The sequence below is a fragment of the Marichromatium bheemlicum genome, from assembly GCF_012276755.1.
Lineage (GTDB): Bacteria > Pseudomonadota > Gammaproteobacteria > Chromatiales > Chromatiaceae > Marichromatium > Marichromatium bheemlicum.
Window position 1 is genome coordinate 27,695 of sequence record NZ_JAAXKX010000019.1, and the last position, 24,902, is coordinate 52,596.

General features: G+C 67.1%; 18 protein-coding genes. 6 read left to right on the plus strand and 12 right to left on the minus strand.

Features of this window, described 5'->3' with window-relative positions; translation table 11 throughout:
* Positions 1–71: 71 nt before the first annotated feature.
* The 12 genes from HF203_RS12550 to HF203_RS12605 form a co-directional block, all read right to left on the minus strand.
* Positions 72–2,396 (minus strand): hypothetical protein, encoded by a 2,325-nt coding sequence (locus HF203_RS12550; RefSeq protein WP_168670223.1) that lies wholly within the window; start codon positions 2,394–2,396, stop codon positions 72–74.
* A gap of 125 nt (positions 2,397–2,521) precedes the next feature.
* The gene (locus tag HF203_RS12555; RefSeq protein WP_168670225.1) at positions 2,522–3,382 is read right to left on the minus strand and encodes a ferredoxin reductase domain-containing protein; all 861 of its coding nucleotides are present in this window, start codon (positions 3,380–3,382) and stop codon (positions 2,522–2,524) included.
* Between the two features lie 58 nt (positions 3,383–3,440).
* Complete coding sequence (locus HF203_RS12560) at positions 3,441–3,656, minus strand: hypothetical protein (RefSeq protein WP_168670227.1); 216 nt, start codon at positions 3,654–3,656, stop codon at positions 3,441–3,443.
* Positions 3,649–4,239, minus strand: a complete 591-nt coding sequence (locus HF203_RS12565; RefSeq protein WP_168670229.1) for an electron transport complex protein RnfA — start codon at positions 4,237–4,239, stop codon at positions 3,649–3,651. The genes HF203_RS12560 and HF203_RS12565 overlap by 8 nt, the downstream gene beginning before the upstream one ends.
* The gene (gene rsxE, locus HF203_RS12570) at positions 4,229–4,891 is read right to left on the minus strand and encodes an electron transport complex subunit RsxE (RefSeq protein ID WP_210424768.1); all 663 of its coding nucleotides are present in this window, start codon (positions 4,889–4,891) and stop codon (positions 4,229–4,231) included. The genes HF203_RS12565 and rsxE overlap by 11 nt, the downstream gene beginning before the upstream one ends.
* Positions 4,892–5,593: an RnfABCDGE type electron transport complex subunit G gene (locus HF203_RS12575; RefSeq protein WP_168670231.1), complete on the minus strand. Its 702-nt coding sequence runs from the start codon at positions 5,591–5,593 to the stop codon at positions 4,892–4,894.
* A 34-nt stretch (positions 5,594–5,627) separates the two neighbouring features.
* Positions 5,628–6,671 carry an RnfABCDGE type electron transport complex subunit D gene (locus HF203_RS12580; protein WP_168670233.1) on the minus strand — a complete coding sequence of 348 codons (1,044 nt, stop codon included), beginning with the start codon at positions 6,669–6,671 and terminating at the stop codon, positions 5,628–5,630.
* 165 nt (positions 6,672–6,836) lie between these two features.
* Positions 6,837–8,177, minus strand: a complete 1,341-nt coding sequence (gene rsxC, locus HF203_RS12585) for an electron transport complex subunit RsxC (RefSeq protein WP_168670235.1) — start codon at positions 8,175–8,177, stop codon at positions 6,837–6,839.
* Between the two features lie 137 nt (positions 8,178–8,314).
* Positions 8,315–13,261, minus strand: a complete 4,947-nt coding sequence (locus HF203_RS12590) for a 2-oxoacid:acceptor oxidoreductase family protein (protein WP_168670237.1) — start codon at positions 13,259–13,261, stop codon at positions 8,315–8,317.
* Between the two features lie 165 nt (positions 13,262–13,426).
* Positions 13,427–14,293 (minus strand): RnfABCDGE type electron transport complex subunit B, encoded by an 867-nt coding sequence (locus tag HF203_RS12595; RefSeq protein ID WP_168670239.1) that lies wholly within the window; start codon positions 14,291–14,293, stop codon positions 13,427–13,429.
* A gap of 327 nt (positions 14,294–14,620) precedes the next feature.
* Positions 14,621–16,216 carry an imidazole glycerol phosphate synthase subunit HisF gene (gene hisF, locus HF203_RS12600; protein ID WP_168670241.1) on the minus strand — a complete coding sequence of 532 codons (1,596 nt, stop codon included), beginning with the start codon at positions 16,214–16,216 and terminating at the stop codon, positions 14,621–14,623.
* A 180-nt stretch (positions 16,217–16,396) separates the two neighbouring features.
* Entirely contained in the window at positions 16,397–17,371 is a 975-nt protein-coding gene (locus HF203_RS12605; protein ID WP_246221770.1) for a MerR family transcriptional regulator, read from the minus strand.
* A 169-nt stretch (positions 17,372–17,540) separates the two neighbouring features.
* Here HF203_RS12605 and HF203_RS12610 point away from each other — a divergent pair, with 169 nt between their 5' ends.
* From HF203_RS12610 to HF203_RS12635, 6 genes are all read left to right on the plus strand, one after another.
* Positions 17,541–18,650, plus strand: coding sequence for a polyamine ABC transporter substrate-binding protein (locus HF203_RS12610; RefSeq protein ID WP_168670245.1), 1,110 nt, complete (start codon positions 17,541–17,543; stop codon positions 18,648–18,650).
* A 22-nt stretch (positions 18,651–18,672) separates the two neighbouring features.
* Complete coding sequence (locus HF203_RS12615) at positions 18,673–19,806, plus strand: ABC transporter ATP-binding protein (RefSeq protein WP_168670247.1); 1,134 nt, start codon at positions 18,673–18,675, stop codon at positions 19,804–19,806.
* Between the two features lie 144 nt (positions 19,807–19,950).
* Positions 19,951–20,868: an ABC transporter permease subunit gene (locus HF203_RS12620; RefSeq protein ID WP_168670249.1), complete on the plus strand. Its 918-nt coding sequence runs from the start codon at positions 19,951–19,953 to the stop codon at positions 20,866–20,868.
* Positions 20,865–21,680, plus strand: a complete 816-nt coding sequence (locus HF203_RS12625; RefSeq protein ID WP_168670250.1) for an ABC transporter permease subunit — start codon at positions 20,865–20,867, stop codon at positions 21,678–21,680. The genes HF203_RS12620 and HF203_RS12625 overlap by 4 nt, the downstream gene beginning before the upstream one ends.
* A gap of 109 nt (positions 21,681–21,789) precedes the next feature.
* Positions 21,790–22,596, plus strand: a complete 807-nt coding sequence (locus tag HF203_RS12630; protein ID WP_168670251.1) for an ATP-grasp domain-containing protein — start codon at positions 21,790–21,792, stop codon at positions 22,594–22,596.
* Between the two features lie 116 nt (positions 22,597–22,712).
* The gene (locus HF203_RS12635; protein WP_168670252.1) at positions 22,713–24,884 is read left to right on the plus strand and encodes a methyl-accepting chemotaxis protein; all 2,172 of its coding nucleotides are present in this window, start codon (positions 22,713–22,715) and stop codon (positions 24,882–24,884) included.
* Positions 24,885–24,902 lie beyond the last annotated feature (18 nt).

Genomic DNA, 24,902 nt, shown 5'->3' on the forward strand with positions numbered 1-24,902 from the left:
CCCGTGCGACTCATCGAAATGGGACTCAGCCGATTAGGGTAGAGGCTAGCCTCCTGCCAAGGCAAGCGTGATCAACCGCGTTCGAGCACGTCACGTCGACGCCGCGTCGCCACCGGCAGCCCCATCAACGCCAGCAGGTAGAACAACAATGCCACCCGCGGCGCATCGAGCAGGGTCCCGAAGGTCCCCACTGCGAGGAAGCCGAGCAACGCCAGCCAGACACTGATACCGAACCCCGGCGAGGTGAGACGAGCGCTCAACAGACCACGGCTGGCCACGAGCAGGAGCAGCAGCAACACCCCCAGCCCGAACACGCCTCGCTCGACCAGCAGATGGACCCAGAGGTTGTCGGTATGCCAACGCTGGTGGTCGAAGTCGGAATAGCTCAACCAGTGATCGATCCCTTGCCCGAAATCGCCGTTACGGACCAGCTCGCGCCCCCCCTCGAGTGGCTGCAACGAGACGTTGTCGATATCAACCAGGGTCTGCGGCTGCTCGAGCAGGCGGTACTCGCGGCGATTGGCAAGGGTCAGCAACAGCGGCGCGCGCAGCGCCTGTTCGAAGGAGCCGAGGTTGGCGCTGTCGAAGACGAACTCCAGCGGCCGCCAGCCCCCGCCGGTATCGGTCACCACCGGGGAGAAGGTGACGCAACGTGGGTTCCACTCGCTCGGCGCGATCAGCTGACGATGACACAGCCGCAGCTGCAGTTTGAGCTCGGGGGCGGCGGTGCGTACCGCCAGGCGCAACCGGTAGGCGCGGTTCGGGTGTAGCGCCACACGCTGCCCGAGACGCATCCCCCGTGCCCCGGAGAGGCGCAGATAGCGATTGCCCGCGACCGTGGCAATGCCCAGGGTGCCGAACGCCTGGGGCTCGCTGCGCGTCCACAGATAGCGTTCTGGGAAGCGCCCGGCGCCGAGCCCGAGCAACCGGTTCGACCAGTCCGACGGCACCAGCGCCAGCGCCTGCTGCCAGTGCGTCAGCCGCGCCTGCAGGTCGCTGCCGGCGGCGGCGAAGCGTGCCTCCATCCGCGTACCGAAGAGCGCGGGGATGAAGACCCCGAGGATCACGCACCACAGCATCACCACCACGACGCGCTGACGTAGCGCCAGCCGCCCGCCCCAGTCGCGCTCGAGTCGCCAACCGATCGCCGCCAGCAACACCACGCCGCTGGCGACGATTGTCATCGCCAGCGGTAACGGCAGACTGGTCCACTTGCTGGTCGCCGCCCCGTGCGCCGCAAGTCCGGCCAGCGCAGCGACCAGGACCAGCGCCACCCCGTGCAGCGATCGCGACCCGCGCCCCAGCGCGGCCAGCCAACCGGGCAGCGCGGCCACCACCAGGGCGAGGAGCGCGCAGGTCATCGCCAGCATCCCCCCGGAGCGGAACGACCACAGCGCCATCGCCGCCGCACCACCCAGCGCCACCAGGGTGCGCAGCGCCACCCCATGCGGCAACACCCGACGCTGACGCCAATAGCCGAGCAGCAGGGCCGCGACCACCACCACCAGGAAACCGAGATAGACCCCGCGCGAGAAGGTCACCACCATCGCATAACAGGTCCCGAGCAGGACGAGGGCCGCCAGCGCGCCCTGCCAACGGGTACGCGCCGCGAGCAGCGCCAGCAGCGCCAGGGGCCAGGTGAGGCTGAGATAGCCGTCGATGGCGCTACCGCCGACATGCATATCGGCAAAGAGCGCGGTGACACGGTAGGCGGTGGAGAAATCGAGCAGGGTCCCGAGCAGTGCATAGGGGCCCTCAAAGAAGATCAGCTGATGCAACACCCCGCGTTCCCACAGCACCACCAACGCGACCCCGAGCAGCCCGATCAGCACCCCGACGACGAAGCGCCGCTCGGCACCCGCCGCATCGCGCCCGCGGGCCGCCAACCACAGCGGATAGAGCAACAGCGCCCAGACCAGCCCCTTGGTCAGACGCAGGGCGTTGAGCGGGCTGTAATAGGAGACCAGGGCATTGGCATCGAGCTGCGGCCAGCCACCACCGAGTCCGCGCCAACAGCCGATCGCGGCGAGCAGCGCCAACAACGCCAACACCAGCCAGCCCCCCGGGGTCGGACGTGGCTGGCCCGCATGGCCGCCATGCCACAGCCCGGCGGCAAGGGTGCAGAGCAGCAGGGCGTCGAAGGCATCGACGAACAGCCAGCCGCTCCAGGGCGCGAGTTGGAGCAGCGGCAGCGCCGCCGGCACCACCACCAGCCAGGCGTCGGGATCGCGCTGCAGCAGCACCAGATAGAGCACCAGGCCGAGCACCAACCAGGGCACGAGCACCGGGAAGCGCAGCAACAGGGGGATCAGCGCGGCCAACAACAGCAGCGCCAGCAGACGGCGCAACAGCACACCGGGCTGGAACGGAGACGAACGGGGCGGGGCAAGGGACATGACGTCGGCCTCCTTGGCCGGGTGACGACATGGAGCAGCAGGGTCCGACCGCCAGCCTGACAAGCGCGGCGGTCGGATTCAAGCCTGTCGCCGGCCGGGGCCTCCCGCCCCGACCACGACGGGCCTCAGTCGTAAAACAACTCGGACCAGCGCTGATCCTCGATCAGCGACTGCTTGAGCGTCTCCCACGCCTGCTCGCCGCCGGCCTGCTCGGCCATCACCCGGTTGAACGCCTCGGCGGTCTTGCGCAGACCGGAGATGAACACCTGGGTGCTGGGCTCTCGCATCAACCGCAGGGTCTCCTCGGCATGCGCCTCGAGCCCCTGGGCCAACGCCTCGGAGGAGCGCATCAGCGGTCGGGTACCGAGCGCACGGAAGGCCTTGAAGGTCTTCTCGTCGTAGTAGTTGGCGAGATCCGAGGTCTCGTCGTTGGCATACATCAGGTCGAGCCCGGTACGACCGCCGTAGAACAGCCGCACCTGGCCGTTCCAGTCACCGCGCCGCTCATAGATGTGCTGGGCGAAGGCACGGAAGGGTGCAATCCCGGTACCGGTACCGATCATCAGCAGGTTGGCCCGGTTGTCGAGCGGCATCCGGAAGGGGCTCGGATAAGGGCCGGTGATGGTGATCTTGTCGCCGGGCTGGGCGTCGCACAGATAGTTCGAGGCGATGCCCGGATAGCGCTCGCCGCTGACCTCGTCGAGATAGAAGCAGCGGCGCACCAGCAGCTCGATCACCACCCCCTCGTCGAGCGGCATCGGCCGGGCGTTGGCGATCGAGTAGCGCCGCAGGTGCACGGCGTTGCCGAAGGGATGCGGCCCCGGCACCAGCACGCCGATACTCTGCCCCTCGACGAACTGGAAGGCCGGATCGAGCACCTCGAGGGTGAGGTGACGGACCTCCTCGGTGTCCTCCGGGGTGATGCGCCGCGAGGCCTTGATCAGGGCCTCGGTCTGCGGGCCGCCAGCGGCCTGTGGTTCACTCATGTCAGCTCCTTAAAACGCTGTCTTGCGGCCCCGCGCGGGGCCGCGAGAGGGACGCCGATCAGGAACGATCGGCGTTGCATGCGCCGTGCGCGGGACCGGGCACGGCCACCTCGACCTCGCAGTGACCGCTGCCACAGGAGCAGCCACCACCCTCGGGACGGAAGGGACCGAGTTGCGGATGACGCCGCGCAAAGCGCGCGTACAACTGCTGCACCCCCACCCAGCCGGCGAGCACGACGAAGATGATCACCGGGACCAGCAGCAGCCTAGCCATGACTGCCACCCAACCCGGCGAAACCCATGAAGGCGAGCGAGAGCAGCCCGGCGAGCATCAGGCTCATCGCCGCGCCCTCGCTGACCCGGGGCACTCGCGCCAGGGCGAGCTTCTCGCGCAGCCCGGCCATCAGCATCAGCGCCAGGGTGAAGCCGACCCCGGCGCCGACGGCATAGACCAGGCTCTGCACGAAGTCGTACTCCTTGGCGGTCTGGAACAGCGCCAGACCGAGGATCGCACAGTTGGTGGTGATCAGCGGCAGGAAGATACCGAGCGAGCGAAACAGCGCCGGGCTGAAGCGCTTGACGAACATCTCCACCAGCTGCACCGCCGAGGCGATCACCGCGATGTAGCAGATCAGGCGCAGGAACTCGAGCTGCAGCTCGCCGAGCACCCAGTTGATGCCATAGGCCGCAGCCGAGCTCACCAGCATCACGAACATGGTCGCCAGCCCCATGTTCCAAGCCGTCTCCTTCTTCGCCGAGACGCCGAGGAAGGGACAGATACCGAGAAACAGCGCCAGCACGAAGTTGTTGACGACCGCGGCATTGAGGAAGATCAGCGACAGGGGTTCAGCGTGCATATGCGCTCTCCGCGGCAGCGGCCTGCAGTCGGCGTTCCTTACGCAACCGCAGCCAGTTGAACAGCAACAGCCAGGCACCGAGCACGAAGAAACCGCCCGGGGGCAGGATCATCACCACCCAGGGCTGGAAGTCGGCGCCGAACAGCGGGATGCCGAGGATGGTGCCATTACCGAGGACCTCGCGCACCGTGCCGAGGCTGAGCAGCGCCAGGGTGAAGCCCGCGCCCATGCCGAGGCTGTTGACCAGGGTGGTGTGCAGCCGTTGCTTGGAGGCATAGGCCTCGGCGCGACCGAGGATCACGCAGTTGGCCACGATCAGCTGGATGAAGGCGCCGAGCGCGGCATAGAGCTCGAGGCTGATGGCCTGGATGGCGTAGTCGACGACGGTGACGAAGGTGGCGATGATGACGATATAGCTGGCGATGCGCACCTGTTTGGGGATCCAGTTGCGCAGCAGCGACACCAGCAGGCTCGAGCACACCAGCACGAAGGTGGTGGCCAGGCCCATAGCGATGGCGTTGACCGTGGTGTTGGTCACCGCCAGCACCGGACACATGCCCAGCAGCATCACGAACACCGGGTTCTCTTCCCACAGCCCGCGCACGAAGGTGTCGAGCGACAGGCTCTCTTGTTGGTTGGGCAATTCAGCCATTCATCGGCCCTCGCTACGGTTCGGTTCGGAGAGGAGCGCCAGCTCGCGCTGCACCACCGGCGCCACCCGCTGGGCGGCGTCGTTGACCGCACGCGCCATGGCGTTGGAGGAGATGGTCGCGCCGGAGATGGCATCGACCTGCCAGGGCTGGGTCTTGGTGCCGTGCTTGACCGGGACGATGGGGTTGGCGAGCGCCGTCCCGGTGGCGTCGAGCCGTGCATCGAGTGCCTCGAAGTTCTTCAGGTACTCGGCGTCGGTGGAGATCTTGTCGCCGAGCCCCGGGGTCTCGGTCGACTTCAGCACCTTGCTGCCGATCACGCACTGACAGGCGGGGTCGTAACCGAAGAGGAACTGGATGACGTCCTGATAGCCGCGCGCGGCGCCCGGGAAGGCCACGCCCACCAGCGCGCCGTCATCATCGTAGCCGGCATAGAGATGGACGCCCTCGGCGCCCTCACCGGCCGGCACCAGCGCGTCCTCGGCGGTGAGCACGAAGTCGCGCTTGGCCACCGCGCCGTCGAGGACGTGGAACACCGCCTTCTCGGTCATCACCCGCTGGTTCTCGGCGATGATCGGCAGGGTGAGCTGATAGACCAGCACCACCAGCAACCCGGAGAGCATGGCGATGCCGCCGAGGGTGCGCAGCATCGCCCAGGCCGGGGTGCTCGGGGCCGGGGTTTGGATCTGTTGTTCGATCGTCATGAGTCAATGCCCGATAGAGGTTGGGACCGGCGCTTCATGCCTTGGGCCGCGAGCCGGCGCCGTAGACGCGCGGCTGGGTCCAGCCCGAGATCAGCGGACCGAGGGCATTGGCCAGCAGGATGGCGTACATCACCCCCTCGACCAGACCGCCGAAGAGCCGGATGATCACCGTCAGCACGCCGATGAACAGGCCGTAGATGATGGCCCCGCGCGCGGTCACCGGTGAGGCGACCATGTCGCTGGCCATGAACCAGGCGCCGAGCATCAACCCGCCCGAGCAGAGCACGAACCAGGGCGAGGGATAGAGCGCAGGGTCGAGCAGCCAGAACGGCAGCGCGGTGAGCGCAGCGCCGGCCATCACCGCCACCGGGATGCGCCAGTCGAGCATCCGCCGCCACGCCAGCCACAGCCCGCAGACCAGGATCAGGATCGCCGAGGTCTCACCCGCGGAACCGGCGATGGTGCCGGAGAACACCTCGCCGAGCGGCAGCTCGATCTGCTGGAACTTCTGCAGCGCCAGCGGCGTCGCCCCGCTCCAGGCATCGAGCCCGAGCCCGGCGACCCAGTCGTCGATCGGCACCGGTTGCATGAACGGCAGGGTCAGGGTCGAGGGGATCAGCTCGGAGAAGCGCTCCGGGGCGAAGGCCGGGGTCCAGGTGGTGATCGCCACCGGGAAGGCGGCCTGCACGAAGGCGCGCCCGACCAGCGCCGGGTTCATCACGTTGTAGCCGAGCCCGCCGAACAGCGCCTTACCGAGGGCGATACCGACGAAGGCGGCGACCGCGGCCATCCACAGCGGGAAGCCCGGCGGCAGGGTGAGGCCGAGCAGCAACCCGGTGATCACTGCCGACCAGTCGGCAACCGTGTTGCCCCGCCCCGAGAGGCGCGCAAACAGCCACTCGGTGGCCACCGCGACCACCGTGGTGGTGATGAGCAACAGCAGTACGCTGAGACCGAACTGATAGACGGCGAAGGCGCTCACCGGCAGCAGCGCGAGCACCACCGAGCGCATGATCTGGTCGACCGTCAACACCTTCTTGAGGTGTGGCGACGTTCTTATTTCGATGCCTTTAGCCATAGATTCTCGAAACCGCAACGGCGCCGCAGCGCCGGAATATCCTGAGGTCCGCGCACACCCGACCGAGACCGGGGCGACGGAGGTCCTGGGGCACGGGGCGGCGCCAGTCGCCGTCCCCAGGCCCGCATGCCACCGGCCGGGAGACGGTCATGACGCCCGCCCCTGCTACTTGTCCTCTCGGTTGATCGCCTTGGCGATGCGGAAGTACTGGGTCAGCGGGATGTTCGACGGACACACATAGGCACAGCAACCGCACTCGAAGCACTGATCGAGGTGATAGTGCTCGGCCATCGCCGCATACTCGCGCACCTGCGCCAGCTCGCCCAGTACCGAGGGGTTGAGCGAGATCGGGCAGGCCTCGACACAGGCACCACACTTGATGCAGGGGTAGACCTTGCGCTCGGCCAGGTCGAGGTCCTCGCGTTCGAGCACCACCACCCCGGAGACGGCCTTGGTCACCGCCACGTCGAGCGAGGCCACCGCCATGCCCATCATCGGCCCACCGAGGATCACCTCGCCGTAGCTGTCCTTGAGCCCGACCTGCTCGAGCAGGAAGCGCACCGGGGTGCCGACCGGCACCATGAAGTTACCGGGACGCTCGACCCCAGGGCCGCTGACCGTGACCACCCGCTCGATCAACCCCTGCCCCTTGGGCAACAGCTCACCCATCTGCGCCAGGGTGCCGACGTTGTAGACGGCCACGCCGACATCGGCCGGCAGCCCACCGATCGGCACCTCGCGCCCGGTCAGGCTGGTGATGAGCATGCGCTCGGCCCCCTGCGGGTACTTGGTCCGCACCGCCTCGGCGGTGATCGGCAGATGCGCCGGGAGCTGACGACGCAGATGCTCGACGGCATCGAGCTTGTTGTCCTCGACGCCGATGATGGCGCGCTCGGCGCCGGTGGCGCGCAGCACCAGCTCGATGCCACGCACCAACGACTCGGTCTGCTCGAGCATGATGCGGTGGTCGCAGGTGAGATAGGGCTCGCACTCGCAACCATTGACCAACACCGTCTCGATCGTCCGCCCGGCGGGCGGCATGAGCTTGACGTGGCTGGGGAAGGCGGCGCCACCGAGCCCGACCAGGCCGGCCTGCTGGACAGCGGCCACGAGCGCCTCGCGCGACAGGGTCGCGAGATCACGTTCGAGGCCGAACAACACCCGCTGACTCGCGGCCTGATAGACCTTGAGATAGATCGCCAGGGCCTTGGGGCCGGCGGCGGTCGGGGCCAAGGCGATATCGCTGATCACCCCGGTAGCGGGCGCGTGCATCGGCACCGAGACATGACCATCGGCCTCGGCGATCGGCTCGCCACGCACCACCTCCTGACCAACCCGCACGGTGGGGATGGCCGGCTTACCCTTGTGCTGCTCCAGCGGGATCACCAGCTCTGGGGCGAACGGCAGGCGCCGGATCGGCTTGTCCGCCGTCAGTTCCTTGTGTTCGACGGGATAGATCCCGTGATCGAAGGTCTTGCGGCGCGGAAAGATGCTGAATAGAGCCATGCGTCAGTACTGCTGTGTGATCGACACCACGACGGGTGTCTGGCGAACGGGGGCGCGCGCCGCCTGACGCGGCGCCGCGCGCACTCTCCTCTAGCATGACCCGGCGCCGAGGCGCCGGGCGGCCAGGGGCGGCCGGGTTACTGGAACTTCTCGGCGCGCTTGACCAGCTTATCGACGCCGGGCTCGGACGGGTTCCAGGGGGTGCCGGGGTGGATGCACGCAGCGGTGCACTTCTCGGCGGCCTTGACGATGTCCTTGAACGGGCCGGCCTTGGGGTCGACGATCTCGGCCTTGTGCTCGGCGTTGTAGCGGAAGATCGCGGGATTGATCTTCACGCACTCGTCACAGCCGGTGCACTCCGGGGTCTCGATCCACACCGGCTCCCAGTCGCTGCTGCCGTTGGCGCCATTGGCACCGTTGACACCATGACCGTTGGCGCCATTGACGCCGTGCCCGTTGGCACCGTTGCCATTGCCGTTGCCGATCAGCGCGCCGATGCCGCCGCCCTCGCCGCCGGCCATCGCCAGCAGGTTGGCGGTGAGCTTCTGCGCCATGTCGGCCTTGGCCTCGTTGCGCACCCGATCGAGGTCAATGCGGTTGAGCTCGCCACAGAGCCCGCGCAGCTGCGCCCAGAACTGCTGACGTTCCTCACAGCTGAGCACCAGCTCCTGCGAGACCAGCACGCGCATCAGCCGGTTCTTGCCGTCGACGCCCCAGATGTAGGGGAAGCGGCCCTCGCGATCGTCCTCGTCGAGTTCGAGGAACTCGGCCAGCGGCACCATGGAGTCGTTCCAGGTCTCCGGCGGGGCCTTGCGGAAGTGCTTGCGGAAGCGACCCTCGGTGAGCGCGAAGTCGGCGAAGGTCAGCGGCACCTCGAGGCTGGCCGGCTCGCCGTCCTCGTTGGTGTAGTCGATGCTCCAGCTGATCCAGTCGCGCTCGAGCTGCGGGTTACCCTCAATCGAGCAGCATTCCTCGAAGGTCGAGCCGGCATCCGGGTCGTAGCGGAACAGCGGGTAGGCGCGCGACTCGACGGCCATGCGCCCCTGTCGGTTGGACATGTCGTCGCCGATGCCGTGCTCGGGCTGACAGCTGGTGTAGACGTTGAACAGGGCCGGGTGGCGCGAGTTCAGACCGTCGATATAGCCCTCGAGCAGATGGGTGAGGTGCGAGGCCGAGCTGTTGAGCACGAAGCTGGTGCGATGCGCCATGCCGATCAGGCCCATCTCCTTACGGATCTCGGTCTTGCCCTTCCACGCCTTGCCGTAGGGGCTCATGTCCGCGACCTGGCCGATGAAGCCCGAGGTACAGGCCTGACCACCGGTGTTGGAGTAGACCTGGGTGTCGAGCACCATGATCTTGACCGGGTGGCCGGACATCAGCGCGCGTGAGAGGTTCTGGAAGCCGATGTCGTACATCGCCCCGTCACCGCCGACGGCGACCACCGGCGGACACAGCAGCCATTCCTCGTCGCTGAAGTCCTTCCAGCCGAAGTAGGTCAGGTCGCAGGCCGGGTCGGCCGGGTTGTAGCGCCCCTCGAGTTCCATGCGTGCCTGGCGGATGGCCTTGAAGCCCTCGCCCATCTTGCGCATGTGGCCCTCGAACAGGCCCAGCGCCATCGACGGCGAGTCCTGGAACAGGTGATTGGCCCAGGGGAAGGGATAGGGGCTGTAGGGGAAGGTCGCGCCCCACACCGAGCTACAGCCGGTGGCGTTGACGATACCCATGCTCGCACGCGGCTGGTTGCCGGTGTACTGCCCCTTGAGATGACGCAGCTTGTCGAGCAGGCCGGTGGCCCACTTCAGCCACTCCGGGTCGACCGGACGCGCGCCGTTGCCCTGATCGAGCTCGGAGGTCAGGCCGCTGAGGGTCAGGTCGCTGTCCTTGTGCTCGTCGAGCGCCTTGGTGATGGCGGCGGTGTTGGTGAGGTCCATGCTCTCGGCGAGCTTGAGCCGGACATGGGTCTCGAGGCGGTTGATGAGGTCGTCGAGTTCGGCGAGATGACGCTTGACCCGCGGCTGCATCAGCGCGGTGACGGTCGAGGTGAACAGGTGCAGCGCGGTCTTCTCGCCGCAGCCCATGCACGAGCCGTCGCCCGAGACCATCGACAGATAGTTGGTCTTATCGAGCAACAGGGTCTCGAGCGCGCCGACCTTGTCGTCGAGGTCATCGATGCGGATGAAGTCCGGGTCGGTGGTCGGCAGATCGAGCCACATGTCCCAGCGCGCCTGCATCTGCCGGATGCTCTCGTCGGTCTGCGGCTCGGCGACCAGGGCGCCGTCGTTACAGACGTCGATGCACTCCATGCAGCCCTTACAGGTGTAGGGGTTGACGGTGATGCTGAACAACCCGCCGCTGCCCTTCTGCTGCTTCTCGCGGTTGCTCCAGTAGGGCTTGGTGACGGCGAACTGGTAGTCACCAAGCGCCTGCATCAGCAGCCCGAACTCCTGTTCCAGCGCGGCCTTCTGCGCCTCCTCGCCGGAGAACTCAGCGAGCACCTCGAGGATCGCCTGGTCGATCAGCTGACGCAGATCGGCCGTCTCGCCGTTGATGTTGATCAGCGCGCGCAGGCGCTTCTCGACGTTACGGCACTCGCGGCGCAGGTGCTGGGTGGGCATGCTGCGCTCGACGCGCAGGATCGCCGCCGAGAAGATGTCGGAGACGCTGTTGACCAGCCCCGGCAGCGCACTGTCGGGACACACCGTGATGCAGTTGCCGCAGGCGGTACAGTTCTCGGGGATGAATTTCGGGTACTCGAAGCGGATCTGGGTCATGTCGCGGTAGACGCCGCTGGCCGCCGGCATCAGCGACAGCGCCATCTGCGGATCGGCGAGGTTGTCGTCGCCATGACCGCTGGCATAGAAGGCGCCGGTCTGCTCCCAGAAGCGGTGGACATCGCTGATGCCGCCCTCGCCCTCGGGCATGACCTTGAGCATCACCGGCAGCGACGGCTCCTGACGCGGCATCAGCTGGCCGGCGACCAGCGGCTTGTCGACGATCTCGACGATCTCGTCGAAACCACGCCGCACGATGCGCAGGTTGTCCTGCACCACACGCTCGCCCTTGGCGCCGAACTTGGCGCGCAGCTGCTCCTCGATGGCCGCGAACAACCCGGCCTCGTCGAGCCCGGAGCGCTCCATCAACGGCGAGGCGGCGAAGAAGGCGCCTTGGAAGGCATTACCCTGCATGCGGAACTGCAGCTCGGGGTTGGAGGCCTCCTCGCGGGCGATCTTGAAGCCGTCGATGAAGAAGACGCGGATCTCGTTGTCGACGATGAACTTGCGCGCCGCCGCCGGGAAGCTGGCCCACACCTGCTCGGGATCCTCCAGGCTCGACTGGATGATGAAGCTGCCCTTGCGGTCGAGACCGGCGAGCGGGTTGGAGTGGGTGAACACATTCGGGTCGGGGCTGAGCACCACGTCGACGTAGGTGTATTCACAGTTGAGCCGGATCGGTTCGGGCGCGGCCGAGAGGAAGTAGGTGGTCGGCTGACCCTTCTTCTCCGAGCCGTACTTGGGGTTGGCGCGGATGTCGTAGCCGAGCAGCTCGTAGAGGGTCATGGCGAGGTTCTTGCCGGTGGTCACCGCACCCCAGCCACCGACCGAGTGCATGCGCACCGTCACCGCACCCTTGGGCAGCAGGTTGGGGTTCTCGCTGCCGCGCAGCGCCAGCTCGCCGATGTTCGGGTAGGCGTCCTTGAGGCCCTGGATGCGGATCTCGTCCTTGGGATCGACCGGCTCGCGCACGAAGTCGACCGAGAGATAGAAGAACTTGCGCTGGGCCCCACCCGGCACCATGTTCTCGACCGCGGCGATCAGCCCCTCGGGCTGCAGGTCGCGCGAGCCGAGGCCGTAGCAGCCGGAGTAGAGACGCGGCATCTCGCCACGGCCGTAGCTCGGATAATCCGGGTAAGGCGCCGCCTCGCCCTTCTCGACCATGCCGTTCTCGAGGGACTTGGCCAGCGCCGCGCGCACCTCGCGCATGATCGGCAGGTCCTCGGCGAGCGGCTGGTCGGTGCGCTCGAGCACTGCCACGCCCTTCTTGCCGGCGACCATGGCCGCGATCAGCTCGCCCGGGAAGGGCCGGAACATGGTGAGGTTGATCACCCCGACCTTGACCCCGCGGGTCTCGCGCAGATAGTCGGCCACGGCCGCAGCCTGGGTGACCATGCTGCCCTGACCGAGGAGCACGTAATCGGCGTCCTCGAGGCGGTAACCCATGGCGCGGTGATAACGCCGACCGGTGAGTTCGAAGAACTCATCCATGCACTGGTCGGTGATCTCGGCGATGTGATCGAAGAAGTAGGGGCGCTGCGCCGCCACTGCCTGCATGTAGGCGTCCTGGTTCTGCACCGTGCCCGAGGCGACCGGGTTGTCGACGTCCCACACCAGCGGCACGCGCCGGCGGGTGGGGCCGTAGGCGAGGCGCTGGGCCGGGGTCGGCGACTCGATGATATCGTCGGGGCGACCACAGAACTCCTCGACCAGGGCGCGCTCGGGGACCTGCAGCGGCTCGATCAGGTGGGTGGTGAGGAAGCCGTCCTGACCGACGGCCGCCGGGGTCAGGCTCAGCTCAGCGACCTTGCGCGCGATCAGGTTGAGGTCGGCGGCCTCCTGGGCGTTCTTGGCAAAGACCTGGAAGAAGCCGGTGTCGTCGATGCAGTGATAGTCATCGTGCGCGCAGTGCACGTTGAGACTGGCCTTGGTGATGGCGCGCGAACCGATGTTGAGCACATAGGGCAGGCGCTTGCCGACGGCCGCATACAGCGACTCATGCATGAAGGCCACGCCCTGGGCCGAGGAGAAGTTGACCGCGCGCAGGCCGCTCATCGACATGCCGGCGGTGACCGCAGCGGCGGCGTGCTCGGACTCGGGCTCGACGAAGATCAGCGGCTGCCCGGAGACATTGAGATGCCCCTTGGCGACCTCTTCGGCCCAGAATTCGCCCATCTGGGTCGAGGGGGTGATCGGATAGGCACCAGCGGCATCGGATGCCTCGCGCTCGCACATGATTACGGCAGCATTGCCGTCCATCGCCATACGGGTGCCAGGATACTTGTACTGCTTATCGTCTTTCTTTCCGAACATGGGCCTTCTCTATTGTTGAACCACCGAGACGCCGGCGTCGAGACGCCTAGGCGCAAAGCGGGTTTGGATCAGAATTCTTGCGCTCCGAGTCGAGCGGCCTTGATCTGGAGGCGAGGCACCGATCGCCCGGCACGGACGATACGGTATGGGCCAGGGAGATCCTCGTCAGGCCATCGGTAGCGGCGCCTTGCGAACGACCTTGCGGGCATCGCGACCCTTGGTGACGCTGCCATCGGACTCGAGCCAGACAATGGCGCCGGTGGGACAGCGCTCGATCGCCACCTTGGAGGCGAGGGCGTTCTTGGTGTAATCGACCACGGCGAGGTTGTCGCGGATCTCGATCAACCCCTCGGGCGAGTCCTGCACGCAGCGCCCACAGGCGGTGCAGGCGACCGCGCAGTGGTGCTCGACCTCGTCACCGGCATCCAGGCTCTTGCAGGCGACCCACAGCCGGTGGCTGACCGGCTGGATGCTGAACAGGTCCTTGGGGCAGACGGTCACGCAGTCACCACAGGCGGTGCACTTGTCCTCATCGACCACCGGCAGACCGTGCTCGTCGAGCGAGAGCGCGCCGAATTGACACACCTCCACGCAGTCCCCCATCCCCAGACACCCCCAGGAGCAGCCCTTGCCGCCGCCATTGACCAGGGCGGCGGCGCGACACGAGGAGATGCCGCCGTAGGAGGCACGGATGTAGGCCACATGGGCACCACCAGCACAGGCCAAGCGCGCGACCCGCTTCTCGGTATTGCCCAGCGAGACGCCGAGGAAATCGGCGATGAGCTGATTGGTGGCCTTGGCATTGACCGTGCACTTACCGGGGTCGACCTCGCCCTTGACGAGCAACTCGGCGAAGGTGCGACAGCCGGCTTCACCACAGGCACCGCAATTGGCCTTGGGGAGCAGGTCCTCGACCTGATCGATACGGGGATCTTCGTAGACGTAGAGACTTCTGTTCGCCACCACCAACATCAGGGCGAGCATGAGGCCGAGCGCGGCCATGAATCCTACTGCGGTCAGGATGGTTGCCATATTACTACTTGAGATTCCGGCGAAAGGCGGTCTGGAAAACTCGGCGCCCGGGATGCGCCGACGTGCGCGACGATCACGCTGCCTGGCCAACAGACCAGGGGCCGTGCCAGAGAGCGGAGCGTTGCCACGGCCAGAGAAACCTGTGGGAGTTTACGAAATTATGATCTATTGACTTTCGTAATTATATAAATCGTAAGTATTAGGTAAAGCAAGCGATCTTTTTCAGGGATCGATTCTCACTCCCGTAAAAGCCGCTAATCGAGCACGGCCCATCACGATGCGCGCGCATTGGCGACAACGCCGATATCACGCGCACCGTGTATTACATCAACGCAATCGGGTCTCGATCGCGCGTTCACGCAGATAGCCTTTAACCGCCTCGATCGGGACCTCGCGACGATGGAAGACACCCGCGGCGAGCGCGGCCTCGACCCCGGTCCGCTCGAACACCTCGGCGAAGTGCTCGACACAACCGGCGCCGCTGGAGGCGATAACGGGGATGCGAACCGCCGAGCGTACCGCACCGACCAGCTCGAGGTCGAATCCGGCACCGGTACCATCACGATCGATCGAGTTGAGCAAGATCTCGCCGGCACCGAGACGCTCACACACCCGCGCCAGCTCCACGGCGTCGATATCGCGTCCCTCGCGCCCGCCCTTGACGGTGCACTGGAACCAGCAGTAACGCTCGCCGTCAGGGCCGGGCTCGGCGGTCTCGACGGTGTGGTGGCGGGTGTCCTCGGGGCGTTCGACATAGATCCGCCGCGGATCGATCGAGACCACCACCGCCTGGTTGCCGTAGACCTCGGCGATCTGCTCGATGGCGCTGGAGCCATCGCCCTCGCCACCACGCGCCAGGACCTGTTCGACGATGTGCACCGCCTCGGAGCCGATCGAGACCTTGTCGGCCCCGGCGCGGAAATAACGATCGGCGACATCGAGCGCCGAGTAGTGGGTCCCCTCGCCATCGGTGAAGGCGCGGATGCCGCCGCCGATGGTCAGCGGCACGAACACCCGCTCCGAGGCCCGCTCGAGCACCTCGAGCATCGGCTGATCGGCGAGCGGGAAGTCACGAAAGCCGGTGATGTTGAGGAAGGTCACCTCGTCGGCCCCCTCCTCGTAATAGCGCGCGGCCAGCTCCACCGGCTTGCCGAGGTTGCGTACCGCGCCCGACTCACGGACATCGTACTGATCGCCCTTGGTCACCACCAGGTCACCGGCGTCGTTGGCGCGCACGTCGAGACAGGCGATGATGCGCCGCGCCAGATGTGTCGGCGCCGCCGCCGCACCACGCCGCGCCGGGGTGGCGGAGACGGCATCACCGGCGAGGAAACGGCGCAACAGCCGCAGCCCGGCCGCCCCGCTCTTCTCAGGGTGGAACTGCACCGCGCCGACCTGACCGCGCTGCACCGCACTGATGAAGGGGCACCCGTAATCGGTGCTCGCCAGCACCCAATCGGCATTCTCGGCGGTCTGCTCGGCGCGGTAGGAGTGGACGAAATAGAGCTTCTCGCCGGCATAGTCGGCGAACAGCGGCGAATCACGCTCGACACGCACGTCGTTCCACCCCATGTGCGGCACCGCCAGCTCGCTGTCATCGAAGCGGCGCACCTGCCCCGGGATCAACCCCAGACCGGCAACCCCAGGGGACTCCTCACTCCCCTCGAACAGCGTCTGCAAACCGATACAGATACCCAGATAAGGGCGACCGGCGGCCAGATACTCGCGCAGCGGCTCGACATAGCCGAGTCGGTGCAATCGCTCCATGGCCGCGCCGAAGGCGCCGACACCGGGGAAGATGAGGCGTTCGGCCTTGAGGATATCCTCGGGGCGCTCGATCTCGGTGACCGAGAAGCCGAGGGCGTGAATGGCATTGCGCAGGCTGCGGACATTGCCGGCGCCATAGTCCAGGAGCGAAATCATAGCTAGAGTCCGAGACGGTCCAGTGGTTGACAGCGGGCGCCCGGAGAGAGCCGGGCGCGGGCGGGGAACGAGGCATCGTCCCGCAAGCGCGACGATCGAAAAAGATGCGCCGCCAAGGGCGCGAGGCCACAGGCCAGGCAACGCCCAAGCGATCCAGTTTAACCGCAACGACGCCGCAGATCAGTCCTTATCGCAATCACAGCCACCCCTGGCGAGCAGCGACAGCGTGCGTGCCAGTGCGTCCTCAAGGATCGCGCGCGCGCGCGCCGTCGAGCGGTAGAGCGAGGCGTGCAGCAGCACGTTCTCGCTGCTGCGGCTCTCGCACTCGGCACCATAGCGCTCGAAGGCCGCCAGCGCCAGGATCAGGTCGACGAGGTGGCGCGGACACTCGCAGCGGGTGCGCGAGGCGGCGGCGATCTCGATCAGCTCGGCATCGGAATAGCGCCGCGGCGGCGGATCACGTTCGAGCTCGGGATCAAGGCTGGCCTGCAGCCCCGCGCCGAGCTGCAGCGACAGACAGCTGCGCGCCAGCTCCGCGGTCGACACCGGCGCCCGCCTGGCCGTCATCCCCAACGCCTCGAGCCGGTTGAGGGTAGCGCCGTTGGAGAAGACGTAGACGACCAGGGTGCGCGCGCCACCGGCGTGGGCACGCAGCCGTTGCAGGTCGTCGAGCTGATCGAGGTGCAGGGTCGGCTGCTCGACCACCAACACGTCCGGACAGGCGGCCAAGGGCTCGGCGAGGAAGGCCATGGTGCTCTCGAAGGCGCGCTCGAGCACCACCTCCTCGGGCAGTCCACCCTCGAGCCGCAGCCGCTCGCCGAGGGCCGCACCGATGACCATCAGCCGGCAGGGCGGATGAGCCACCGGGACCGGTTCGAGCAAGCCGGTCTGATGCAAGCGCTCGCGCAACTGCCCGAGGTCGAGATGCGCCACACTGCCGATGGCGTCGCCACGATCGACCAACCGCTTGATCAGCGTCAAGCGGGCGACATCGGCGGTACTGTAGAGCCTCACCCCAGAGCGTGAACGTGCCGGATTGGCCACCGCGTAACGCCGCTCCCAGACCCGCAACGTCTCGGCCGGCACCCCTGTCAACTGCGAGACCGAGCCGATGCGAAACCGCTGCTCTTCAACCTGCTCATCGTGCGTTGTCAACCGCCCCTCCATTGATGTCGTCTATCGCGGTGCATGATACGGCCTCACCGCCCTGACCCGCCGCGCCACCTTTCGCCACTCGGGTAATGCGGGCAGGCCCACGAATGCAGTAGGATTGCGCGCTCGAAGACCGCCATCATCACCGCATCCATCAACCTTCTCACCATTCATGGGGACCGCGCACGTGCGTAAGCTCGCCAACCTCATCCTGTCGCTGTCGCTCTGGGCCGTCGCGCCCCTCGGCCACGCCGAGGAGCAGGTCCATCTCTACAATTGGAACGACTACTTCGCCGAGGACACCCTCGAGACCTTCGAGGCCGGCACCGGCATCCGCCCGGTGCTCGATCTCTACGACGCCAACGAGATCCTCGAGGCCAAGCTGCTCGCCGGCAGCAGCGGCTACGACCTGATCTTCCCGACCGCGCGCCCCTTCGCCGCGCGTCACATCCGTGCCGAACTCTACCTGCCGCTCGACAAGTCGCAGCTGCCCGGGCTGGAACGACTCGACCCGACGATCATGGCCAGTCTCGCCGAGATCGACCCCGACAACGCCCACCTCGTCCCCTATATGTGGGGGACCTCGGGACTCGGGATCAATCGTGGTAAGGTCCGCGAGATCCTCGGCGACCAGGTCCCGCTCGACACCTGGGCGTTGGTCTTCGACCCGCAGATCGCCGCCAAGCTCGCCGGCTGTGGCATCGCCCTGCTCGACGACCCGACCGAGGTCTTCTCCGCCGCGCTGGCCTATCTCGGCAAGGATCCCAACAGCCTCGAGCGTGCCGACCTCGACGCCGCCGCCGAGCTGATCAAGGCGATCCATCCCTATATCCGTTACTTCCACTCCTCGCAGTACATCAGCGATCTGGCCAACGGCGACCTGTGCCTCGCCCACGGCTACTCGGGTGACGTACTGCAGGCCCAGGAACGCGCCGCCGAGGCCGACAAGGGCGTCGAGGTGATCTATCGCATCCCCCGCGAGGGTGCGGCGATGTGGACCGACGTGATGGCGATCCCGCGCGATGCACCCAACCCCGAGGCCGCGCACGCCTTCATCGCCCACCTGCTGCAACCGGCGGTGATCGCCGCGGTCTCCGATTACGTCTACTATGCCAACCCCAACCTCGCGGCCACGCCGCTGGTCGACGCCGCGCTGCGCGACGACCCGGGCATCTACCCGCCGGCCGAGGTCAAGGCGCGGCTGTTCGTCCCCAACCAGCGCAGCGATCGCCAGATCCGCGACCTCAACCGCCGCTGGACCCGACTCAAGGCCAACCACTGACGTGAGCGAACGCAACTCGTCCATGCCCATCGCCCTCGACCGTCGTAACCTCGACACTTGGCAAGACCCCAAGGCCACGCCCTATGTGCGCATCGAACGGGTCAGCAAACGCTTCGGCGAGCACCACGCCGTCGAGGACCTGAGCCTCGACATCTTCAAGGGCGAGTTCTTCTCGCTGCTCGGCAGCTCGGGGTGCGGCAAGTCGACCCTGCTGCGGATGCTCGCCGGGCTCGAATACCCGACCACCGGGCGGATCTACATCGACGGGGTCGATGTCACCGACGTGCCGCCCTACTCGCGCCCGGTCAACATGATGTTCCAGTCCTATGCGCTGTTCCCGCACATGACGGTGGCGCAGAACATCGAGTTCGGGCTCAAGCAGGAGCGACTCGGGCGCGGCGAGCGCGCCGAGCGGGTCGACGAGATGCTCGAGCTGTTGCGCATCGCCGAACTGCGCCGACGCAAGCCCGAGCAGCTCTCCGGCGGCCAGCGCCAGCGCGTGGCGCTAGCGCGCAGCCTCGCCAAGCACCCCAAGCTGCTGCTGCTCGACGAGCCGCTTGGGGCACTCGACAAGCGCCTGCGCGAGAACACCCAGTTCGAGCTGGTCAACCTCCAGGAGCGACTCGGCATCACCTTCATCACCGTCACCCACGATCAGGAGGAGGCGATGACCATGTCGACCCGGATCGCGGTGATGGACGCCGGTCAGATCATGCAGGTCGACACCCCGACGGCGATCTACGAGTACCCCTCGTGCCGCTTCGTCGCCGAGTTCATCGGCTCGATCAACCAGTTCGAGGGCAAGGTGGTCGAGAGCGACGGCGACCAGCTGCTGATCGAGACCCGACTGGGCCGGCCGATGCGGGTGCGCAACTTCCACCCGCTCGCCCTCGGCACCCCGGTGACGGTGGCGGTGCGCCCGGAGAAGATGCGACTGTGTCTCGACTATCGCGAGGACGGCGTCAACCAGCTCCGCGGCGTGGTCGAGGACATCGCCTATCTCGGCGACGTCTCCATCTACCGGCTGCGCGTCGAGGGCCAGCGCGTCGAGATGACCCTGACCAACACCCAGCCGCGCACCGAGCAGGTGCTGACCTGGGACCAGGAGGTCGCCATCGAGTGGTCGCCCACCAGCGCGGTGGTGCTAACCGAATAGCCCGACGCGAGCCCCGCGCCACGCCCCGTACCCGCCCGCGCCGCACCAGCCCGGGCGGGTGCAGGCGTTGCGCCGCACCGCCCCGAGGCCCCAGCAACGCCAGCGCCCCTGGCCCAACCCGCTCAGTAACCCCGACACACCGCGATGCCCGCACCTCAAGACAACCCACCCGTGCGCCGCCAGCGCCTCAGCCGCGTCGTCAACATCGGCCTGCCCTATCTGTGGCTCGGCGTGTTCTTCCTACTGCCGCTGCTGATCGTGCTGCAGATCAGCGTCGCCGAGCCACGGCTCGGCCAGCCGCCTTACACGCCGTTGTGGGAGTGGCTCGAATCGGGCGTGCTGCAGATCCAGGTCAACCTGCAGAACTTCATGCTGGTGTGGGAAGACAGCATCTATCTGATCGCCTTCCTCAACTCGCTGTGGGTGGCGCTAGTCTGCACCCTGCTCTGTCTGTTGATCGGCTATCCGATGGCCTATGCCATCGCCACCGCCCCGCAGCGCTGGCGCATCCCGCTGCTGATGCTGGTGATCCTGCCGTTCTGGACCTCGTTCCTGATCCGCGTCTATGCCTGGATCGGCATCCTCAAGACCAACGGCCTGCTCAACCACCTGCTGCTCGCGCTCGGGGTGATCGACACCCCGCTCAACATCCTCCACACCCAGACCGCGGTCTATGTCGGGGTGGTCTATTCCTATCTGCCGTTCATGATCCTGCCGCTCTACGCCAACCTCTCGCGCCTCGACCCGACCCTGCTTGAGGCCGCCGCCGATCTCGGCTGCCGGCCACTGCGCGCCTTCGTGCGCGTCACCCTACCGCTGTCGCTCGCCGGCATCGTCGCCGGCAGCATGCTGGTGTTCATCCCGGTGGTCGGCGAGTTCGTCATCCCCGACCTGCTCGGCGGCCCGGAGACGCTGATGGTCGGCAAACTGCTGTGGACCGAGTTCTTCGGCAACAAGGACTGGCCGCTCGCCGCCGCCCTGGCGATCGTGCTGCTAGGGCTGTTGGTGGTGCCCTTCGTGTTGATGCAGCGCCTCGAGCGACGCATGGAGGAGACATCATGAGACGCCGTCGCTGGCCCCTGCTCAGCCTGCTCGCCTTCGGCTACGCCTTTCTCTACGTGCCGATCCTGTTGCTGATCGTCTACTCCTTCAACGAGTCGCGACTGGTGACGGTGTGGTCGGGCTTCTCGATCAAGTGGTATCGCGAGCTGCTGCACAACCAGCAGCTGCTCGAGGCGGCCTGGTTGAGCGTGCGCATCGCCGCGGTCAACGCCACCCTGGCGGTGGTGCTCGGCACCCTCGCGGCCAACGCCCTGGTGCGCCACGGCCGCTTCCGCGGCCGCAACGCCTTCGAGCTGCTGCTCACCGCGCCGCTGGTGATGCCCGACGTCATCATCGGTCTGTCGATGCTGCTGCTGTTCGTGGCCATGCAGCACGGCCTCGGCTGGCCCGACGGGCGCGGTTTCACCACCATCGCCATCGCCCACATCACCTTCTCCACCGCCTATGTCGCGGTGGTGGTGCGCACCCGTCTGGCGCAGATGGACGCCTCGCTCGAGGAGGCGGCGATGGACCTCGGCGCGCGCCCGCTCACCGTCTATCTGCGCATCACCCTGCCGCTGATCGCCCCGGCGCTGCTCTCGGGCTGGCTGCTCGCCTTCACCCTCTCGCTCGATGACCTGGTGATCGCCAGCTTCGTCTCCGGCCCCGGCTCGACCACCCTGCCGATGGTCGTCTACTCGAGCGTACGCATGGGCGTCTCGCCGCAAATCAACGCCCTCGCCACCCTGATCGTGGCCGTCGTCACCCTGGCGGTGATCATCGCCGGGGTGACCTCGTTACACGGCCCGCGCGCGGCGCGACGACGGCGCTGATCACGCACGGCTTGTCGACGGCGGGGGCCTGGCGGTAAGATCCGCCGCCCCGCCCCGGGCCGCGCATCCCGCCCTGCCCCCGGCGTGTTGCGTTTCAAGTGGTGACGTGATGCGTCTGATCAGCTTCGACCCCTTCCGCACCCTCGGGATCCCCGGGGTGACGCACCTCAAACCCGAGGAGATGCTGCGCCGGCGCGCCGAGGTCGCCGCCGCCGACTGGGTACTGTTCCCCGAGCAGTGGCAACTCGACGCCCTGCTCTACGCGCTCAAGGTCCGGGTCTTCCCGAGCCCGCAGAGCTATCTGCTCGGCCAGGACAAGGTGCGTTTTACCCGTACCCTCTCGGCCCTCTGTCCCGAGCACCTGCCCGAGACCCTGATCCTGCCGGCCACCGCCGAGGCGATGCAGCAACTCCTCGACACCCTCACCTTCCCGCTGGTGGTCAAGTTACCGCGCAGCTCCATGGGGTTGGGCGTGCACCGCATCGAGCACCGCCGCGCGCTCAGCACCCTACTGCCGACGTTGCCGCTGCTCTATGCCCAGGAGTATCTCGATATCGATCGCGACCTGCGCGTGGTCTGGGTCGGCGACGAGGTGCTCTGCGCCTACTGGCGCCGCGATGGCGACGGATTCCATCACAACGTTGCGCGCGGCGGTCGGATCGACTTCGACGGCGTCCCCGCAGCACCGCTCGAGCTGGTCACCCGAGTGGCGCGACACCTCGGCATCGACCACGGCGGCTTCGATCTCGCCGAGGTCGCCGGACACTGGTACCTGATCGAACTCAACACCCGTTTCGGCAATGCCGGGCTACGCGAGCACGGCATCGATCTCAGCGCCCACATCCTCGCCTATCTACAGTCCCAGTCTTCCCCGGACGACAACCCCGACCACCCGCCACTACAGGCCGCAGGCTGAACCACGACACGACACCTCACCATGATCAGCGTGGCCATGGCGCCTGAATGACCACGCCATCGGGGACGGACTGCCTATAATCGATAGGTCCGCCAACATCCACGCAGGAGCACCAGATGCCCAAGCCGCGCCGCCGCACTTCAATTAGGACCCTATTGGTCGTACTGCTCGTCATCAGTGTCGGGGCCCTGGCCATCCTCGGCGGAACCATCCTGTTCGCCAACAACGCGATGCGCGACAACCGCGCCGAACTCGTCGAGCTGTCCCAGACCCAGGGGCATTACGGCGCCATCCTCGGTGCCCTGCAGGCGCTGCTCAGTCGGCAGACCAGCATCCTCGCCAGCGAGGATGCCGCACAGCTCAAGAGTCTGACCCCAAGAAATCCGATCGAGCGCCAGCTCGACGCCGGCATCAGCGCATTGCGCGAGGCGGTGGCCGATGCCGACACCGCAGACCGTCATCTCCAGGCACTGGAGACGGCACTAGCGACCCTGCTAGCCACCGATGACCGGGTCGCCGCCGAGATGCTCCGCATCCATCAGCTACGCGCTCGACTCGCCACCACCGGGACCGATCTCGACCAGGCCTTCACCGTGCTGCAATCGCACATCGCCGAGCTGGCCGAGGAGCTGACCTTCCGCAACACCAGCGCCCAGATCGCGCTCACCCGCGCGCTGCGCACCACCACGGCAGACGACACCACCGCGCTGCGCGAGGCCGCGGCACAGTTACTCGACGAGCAGGTGCGCAACGCCACCCGACTCGGCAACGAGCTGCAGATCCAGACCGCCCAGCTCGCCTCGCTCGCCGGGCTGCTCGCCACCGCCGAGCACCACGACACCCTGATGAGCCTACACGACAACCGTCTCGCCCCGGCCATCGCGCGGCTCGGGGTCAGTCTCGATGAGTTACGTGCACTGCTCGACGACACCGACACCCAACGCATTGGCGCCGAGCTGGCGCAGGACCTCACCGACCTCACCCATCGACTCGACGGTGAGCAGGACTCGCTGCTGACACAACGGGCGGCGCTGTTGCGGGCGCGTCGCCACCAGACCCAGGCGCTCGCCGATCAACGCGCGGCCACCGCCACCATGCACGAGGCGCTGCTGGCGCTGGAACAGAGCACCACCAAGGCTCAGCAGGCGGTATTCAGCGGCAGCGACGCGGATATGCGCCAGATCGCCGGAACCACCTTGGCAATCAACCTGATTGCGATCGTCCTGGTCATCGGGATCGGCGTGGCCATCCTGCGCTCGGTGCTACGCCCACTGCATGGCGCAATCGCGGCGATGCGCGACATCGGCGAGGGCGAGGGTGATCTCACCCGCCGTCTCGCCCCCTCACCGATCAGCGAGATCGATCAGCTCGCCGCCGCCTTCAACCACTTCGCCGAGAAGATGCGCGCCCTGATCGCCGAGGTCGCCACCGCCAGTGGCTCGACCCTCTCCCACACCCAGCAGGCGGCGACCATCGCCCACCGTATCAGCGACCACGCCGACACCCACCATGCCGAGGCCGATCAGGTCGCCGAGGCGTTGAGCCAGCTCTCGAGCAGCACCGATCAGATCGCCAATGGCAGTGAACGCGCCGCCAGCGCCGCCGAACAGGTCCAGCAAAAGGCAACTGCCGGGCGCGAGATCGTCGGCGACTCCCGTCAGGCCGTCGAACAACTGGCCGCCGAGGTCGCAGGCATGGCCGAGCAACTCCGCCAGCTCGATGCCGATACCCGCAACGTCGATCAGGTGCTGACGGTGATCCACGCCATCGCCGAACAGACCAACCTGCTCGCACTCAATGCCGCCATCGAGGCGGCACGCGCCGGCGATGCCGGACGCGGCTTCGCGGTGGTGGCCAGCGAGGTCCACACTCTGGCCAACCGCACTCAGGCATCGACCAGTGAGATCAGCACCATCCTCGAGCGTCTGCGTGGTGATGCCCAGCATCTCGCCGAGGACGTCACCAACAGCGAGGCCCGCGCCGAGGGCGCGGTCGAGCGCACCCTCACCGCCGCCACCCACTTCGACGAGATCGCCGACCTGATCGACACCATCCGCGCCCAGAGCGGTGAGATCGCCGCCGCGGTCACCGAGCAATCGGCGGCCACCACCCAACTCGACGGCCAGGCCCGCAGCATCAGCGAGAGCGCCTCGCAGATGCGCGACGGGGCCCGCGATGCGGCCCAGATCAGCCGTGATCTCTCGGCCCTGGCCGAGGGCCTGGCTCAGGCGGTCGCACGGTTTCGCATCGACGCCGACACCTCCGACCCGACCTCGACACCGGGATGATCTGTCGCAACCAATCGA

Bases quoted from the DNA above. Each gene is read 5' to 3' on its own strand.
- HF203_RS12550 (WP_168670223.1), bottom strand. From the start codon at position 2,396: ATGTCCCTTGCCCCGCCCCGTTCGTCTCCGTTCCAGCCCGGTGTGCTG.
- HF203_RS12555 (WP_168670225.1), bottom strand. From the start codon at position 3,382: ATGAGTGAACCACAGGCCGCTGGCGGCCCGCAGACCGAGGCCCTGATC.
- HF203_RS12560 (WP_168670227.1), bottom strand. From the start codon at position 3,656: ATGGCTAGGCTGCTGCTGGTCCCGGTGATCATCTTCGTCGTGCTCGCC.
- HF203_RS12565 (WP_168670229.1), bottom strand. From the start codon at position 4,239: ATGCACGCTGAACCCCTGTCGCTGATCTTCCTCAATGCCGCGGTCGTC.
- rsxE (WP_210424768.1), bottom strand. From the start codon at position 4,891: ATGGCTGAATTGCCCAACCAACAAGAGAGCCTGTCGCTCGACACCTTC.
- HF203_RS12575 (WP_168670231.1), bottom strand. From the start codon at position 5,593: ATGACGATCGAACAACAGATCCAAACCCCGGCCCCGAGCACCCCGGCC.
- HF203_RS12580 (WP_168670233.1), bottom strand. From the start codon at position 6,671: ATGGCTAAAGGCATCGAAATAAGAACGTCGCCACACCTCAAGAAGGTG.
- rsxC (WP_168670235.1), bottom strand. From the start codon at position 8,177: ATGGCTCTATTCAGCATCTTTCCGCGCCGCAAGACCTTCGATCACGGG.
- HF203_RS12590 (WP_168670237.1), bottom strand. From the start codon at position 13,261: ATGTTCGGAAAGAAAGACGATAAGCAGTACAAGTATCCTGGCACCCGT.
- HF203_RS12595 (WP_168670239.1), bottom strand. From the start codon at position 14,293: ATGGCAACCATCCTGACCGCAGTAGGATTCATGGCCGCGCTCGGCCTC.
- hisF (WP_168670241.1), bottom strand. From the start codon at position 16,216: ATGATTTCGCTCCTGGACTATGGCGCCGGCAATGTCCGCAGCCTGCGC.
- HF203_RS12610 (WP_168670245.1), top strand. From the start codon at position 17,541: ATGGGGACCGCGCACGTGCGTAAGCTCGCCAACCTCATCCTGTCGCTG.
- HF203_RS12615 (WP_168670247.1), top strand. From the start codon at position 18,673: ATGCCCATCGCCCTCGACCGTCGTAACCTCGACACTTGGCAAGACCCC.
- HF203_RS12620 (WP_168670249.1), top strand. From the start codon at position 19,951: ATGCCCGCACCTCAAGACAACCCACCCGTGCGCCGCCAGCGCCTCAGC.
- HF203_RS12625 (WP_168670250.1), top strand. From the start codon at position 20,865: ATGAGACGCCGTCGCTGGCCCCTGCTCAGCCTGCTCGCCTTCGGCTAC.
- HF203_RS12630 (WP_168670251.1), top strand. From the start codon at position 21,790: ATGCGTCTGATCAGCTTCGACCCCTTCCGCACCCTCGGGATCCCCGGG.
- HF203_RS12635 (WP_168670252.1), top strand. From the start codon at position 22,713: ATGCCCAAGCCGCGCCGCCGCACTTCAATTAGGACCCTATTGGTCGTA.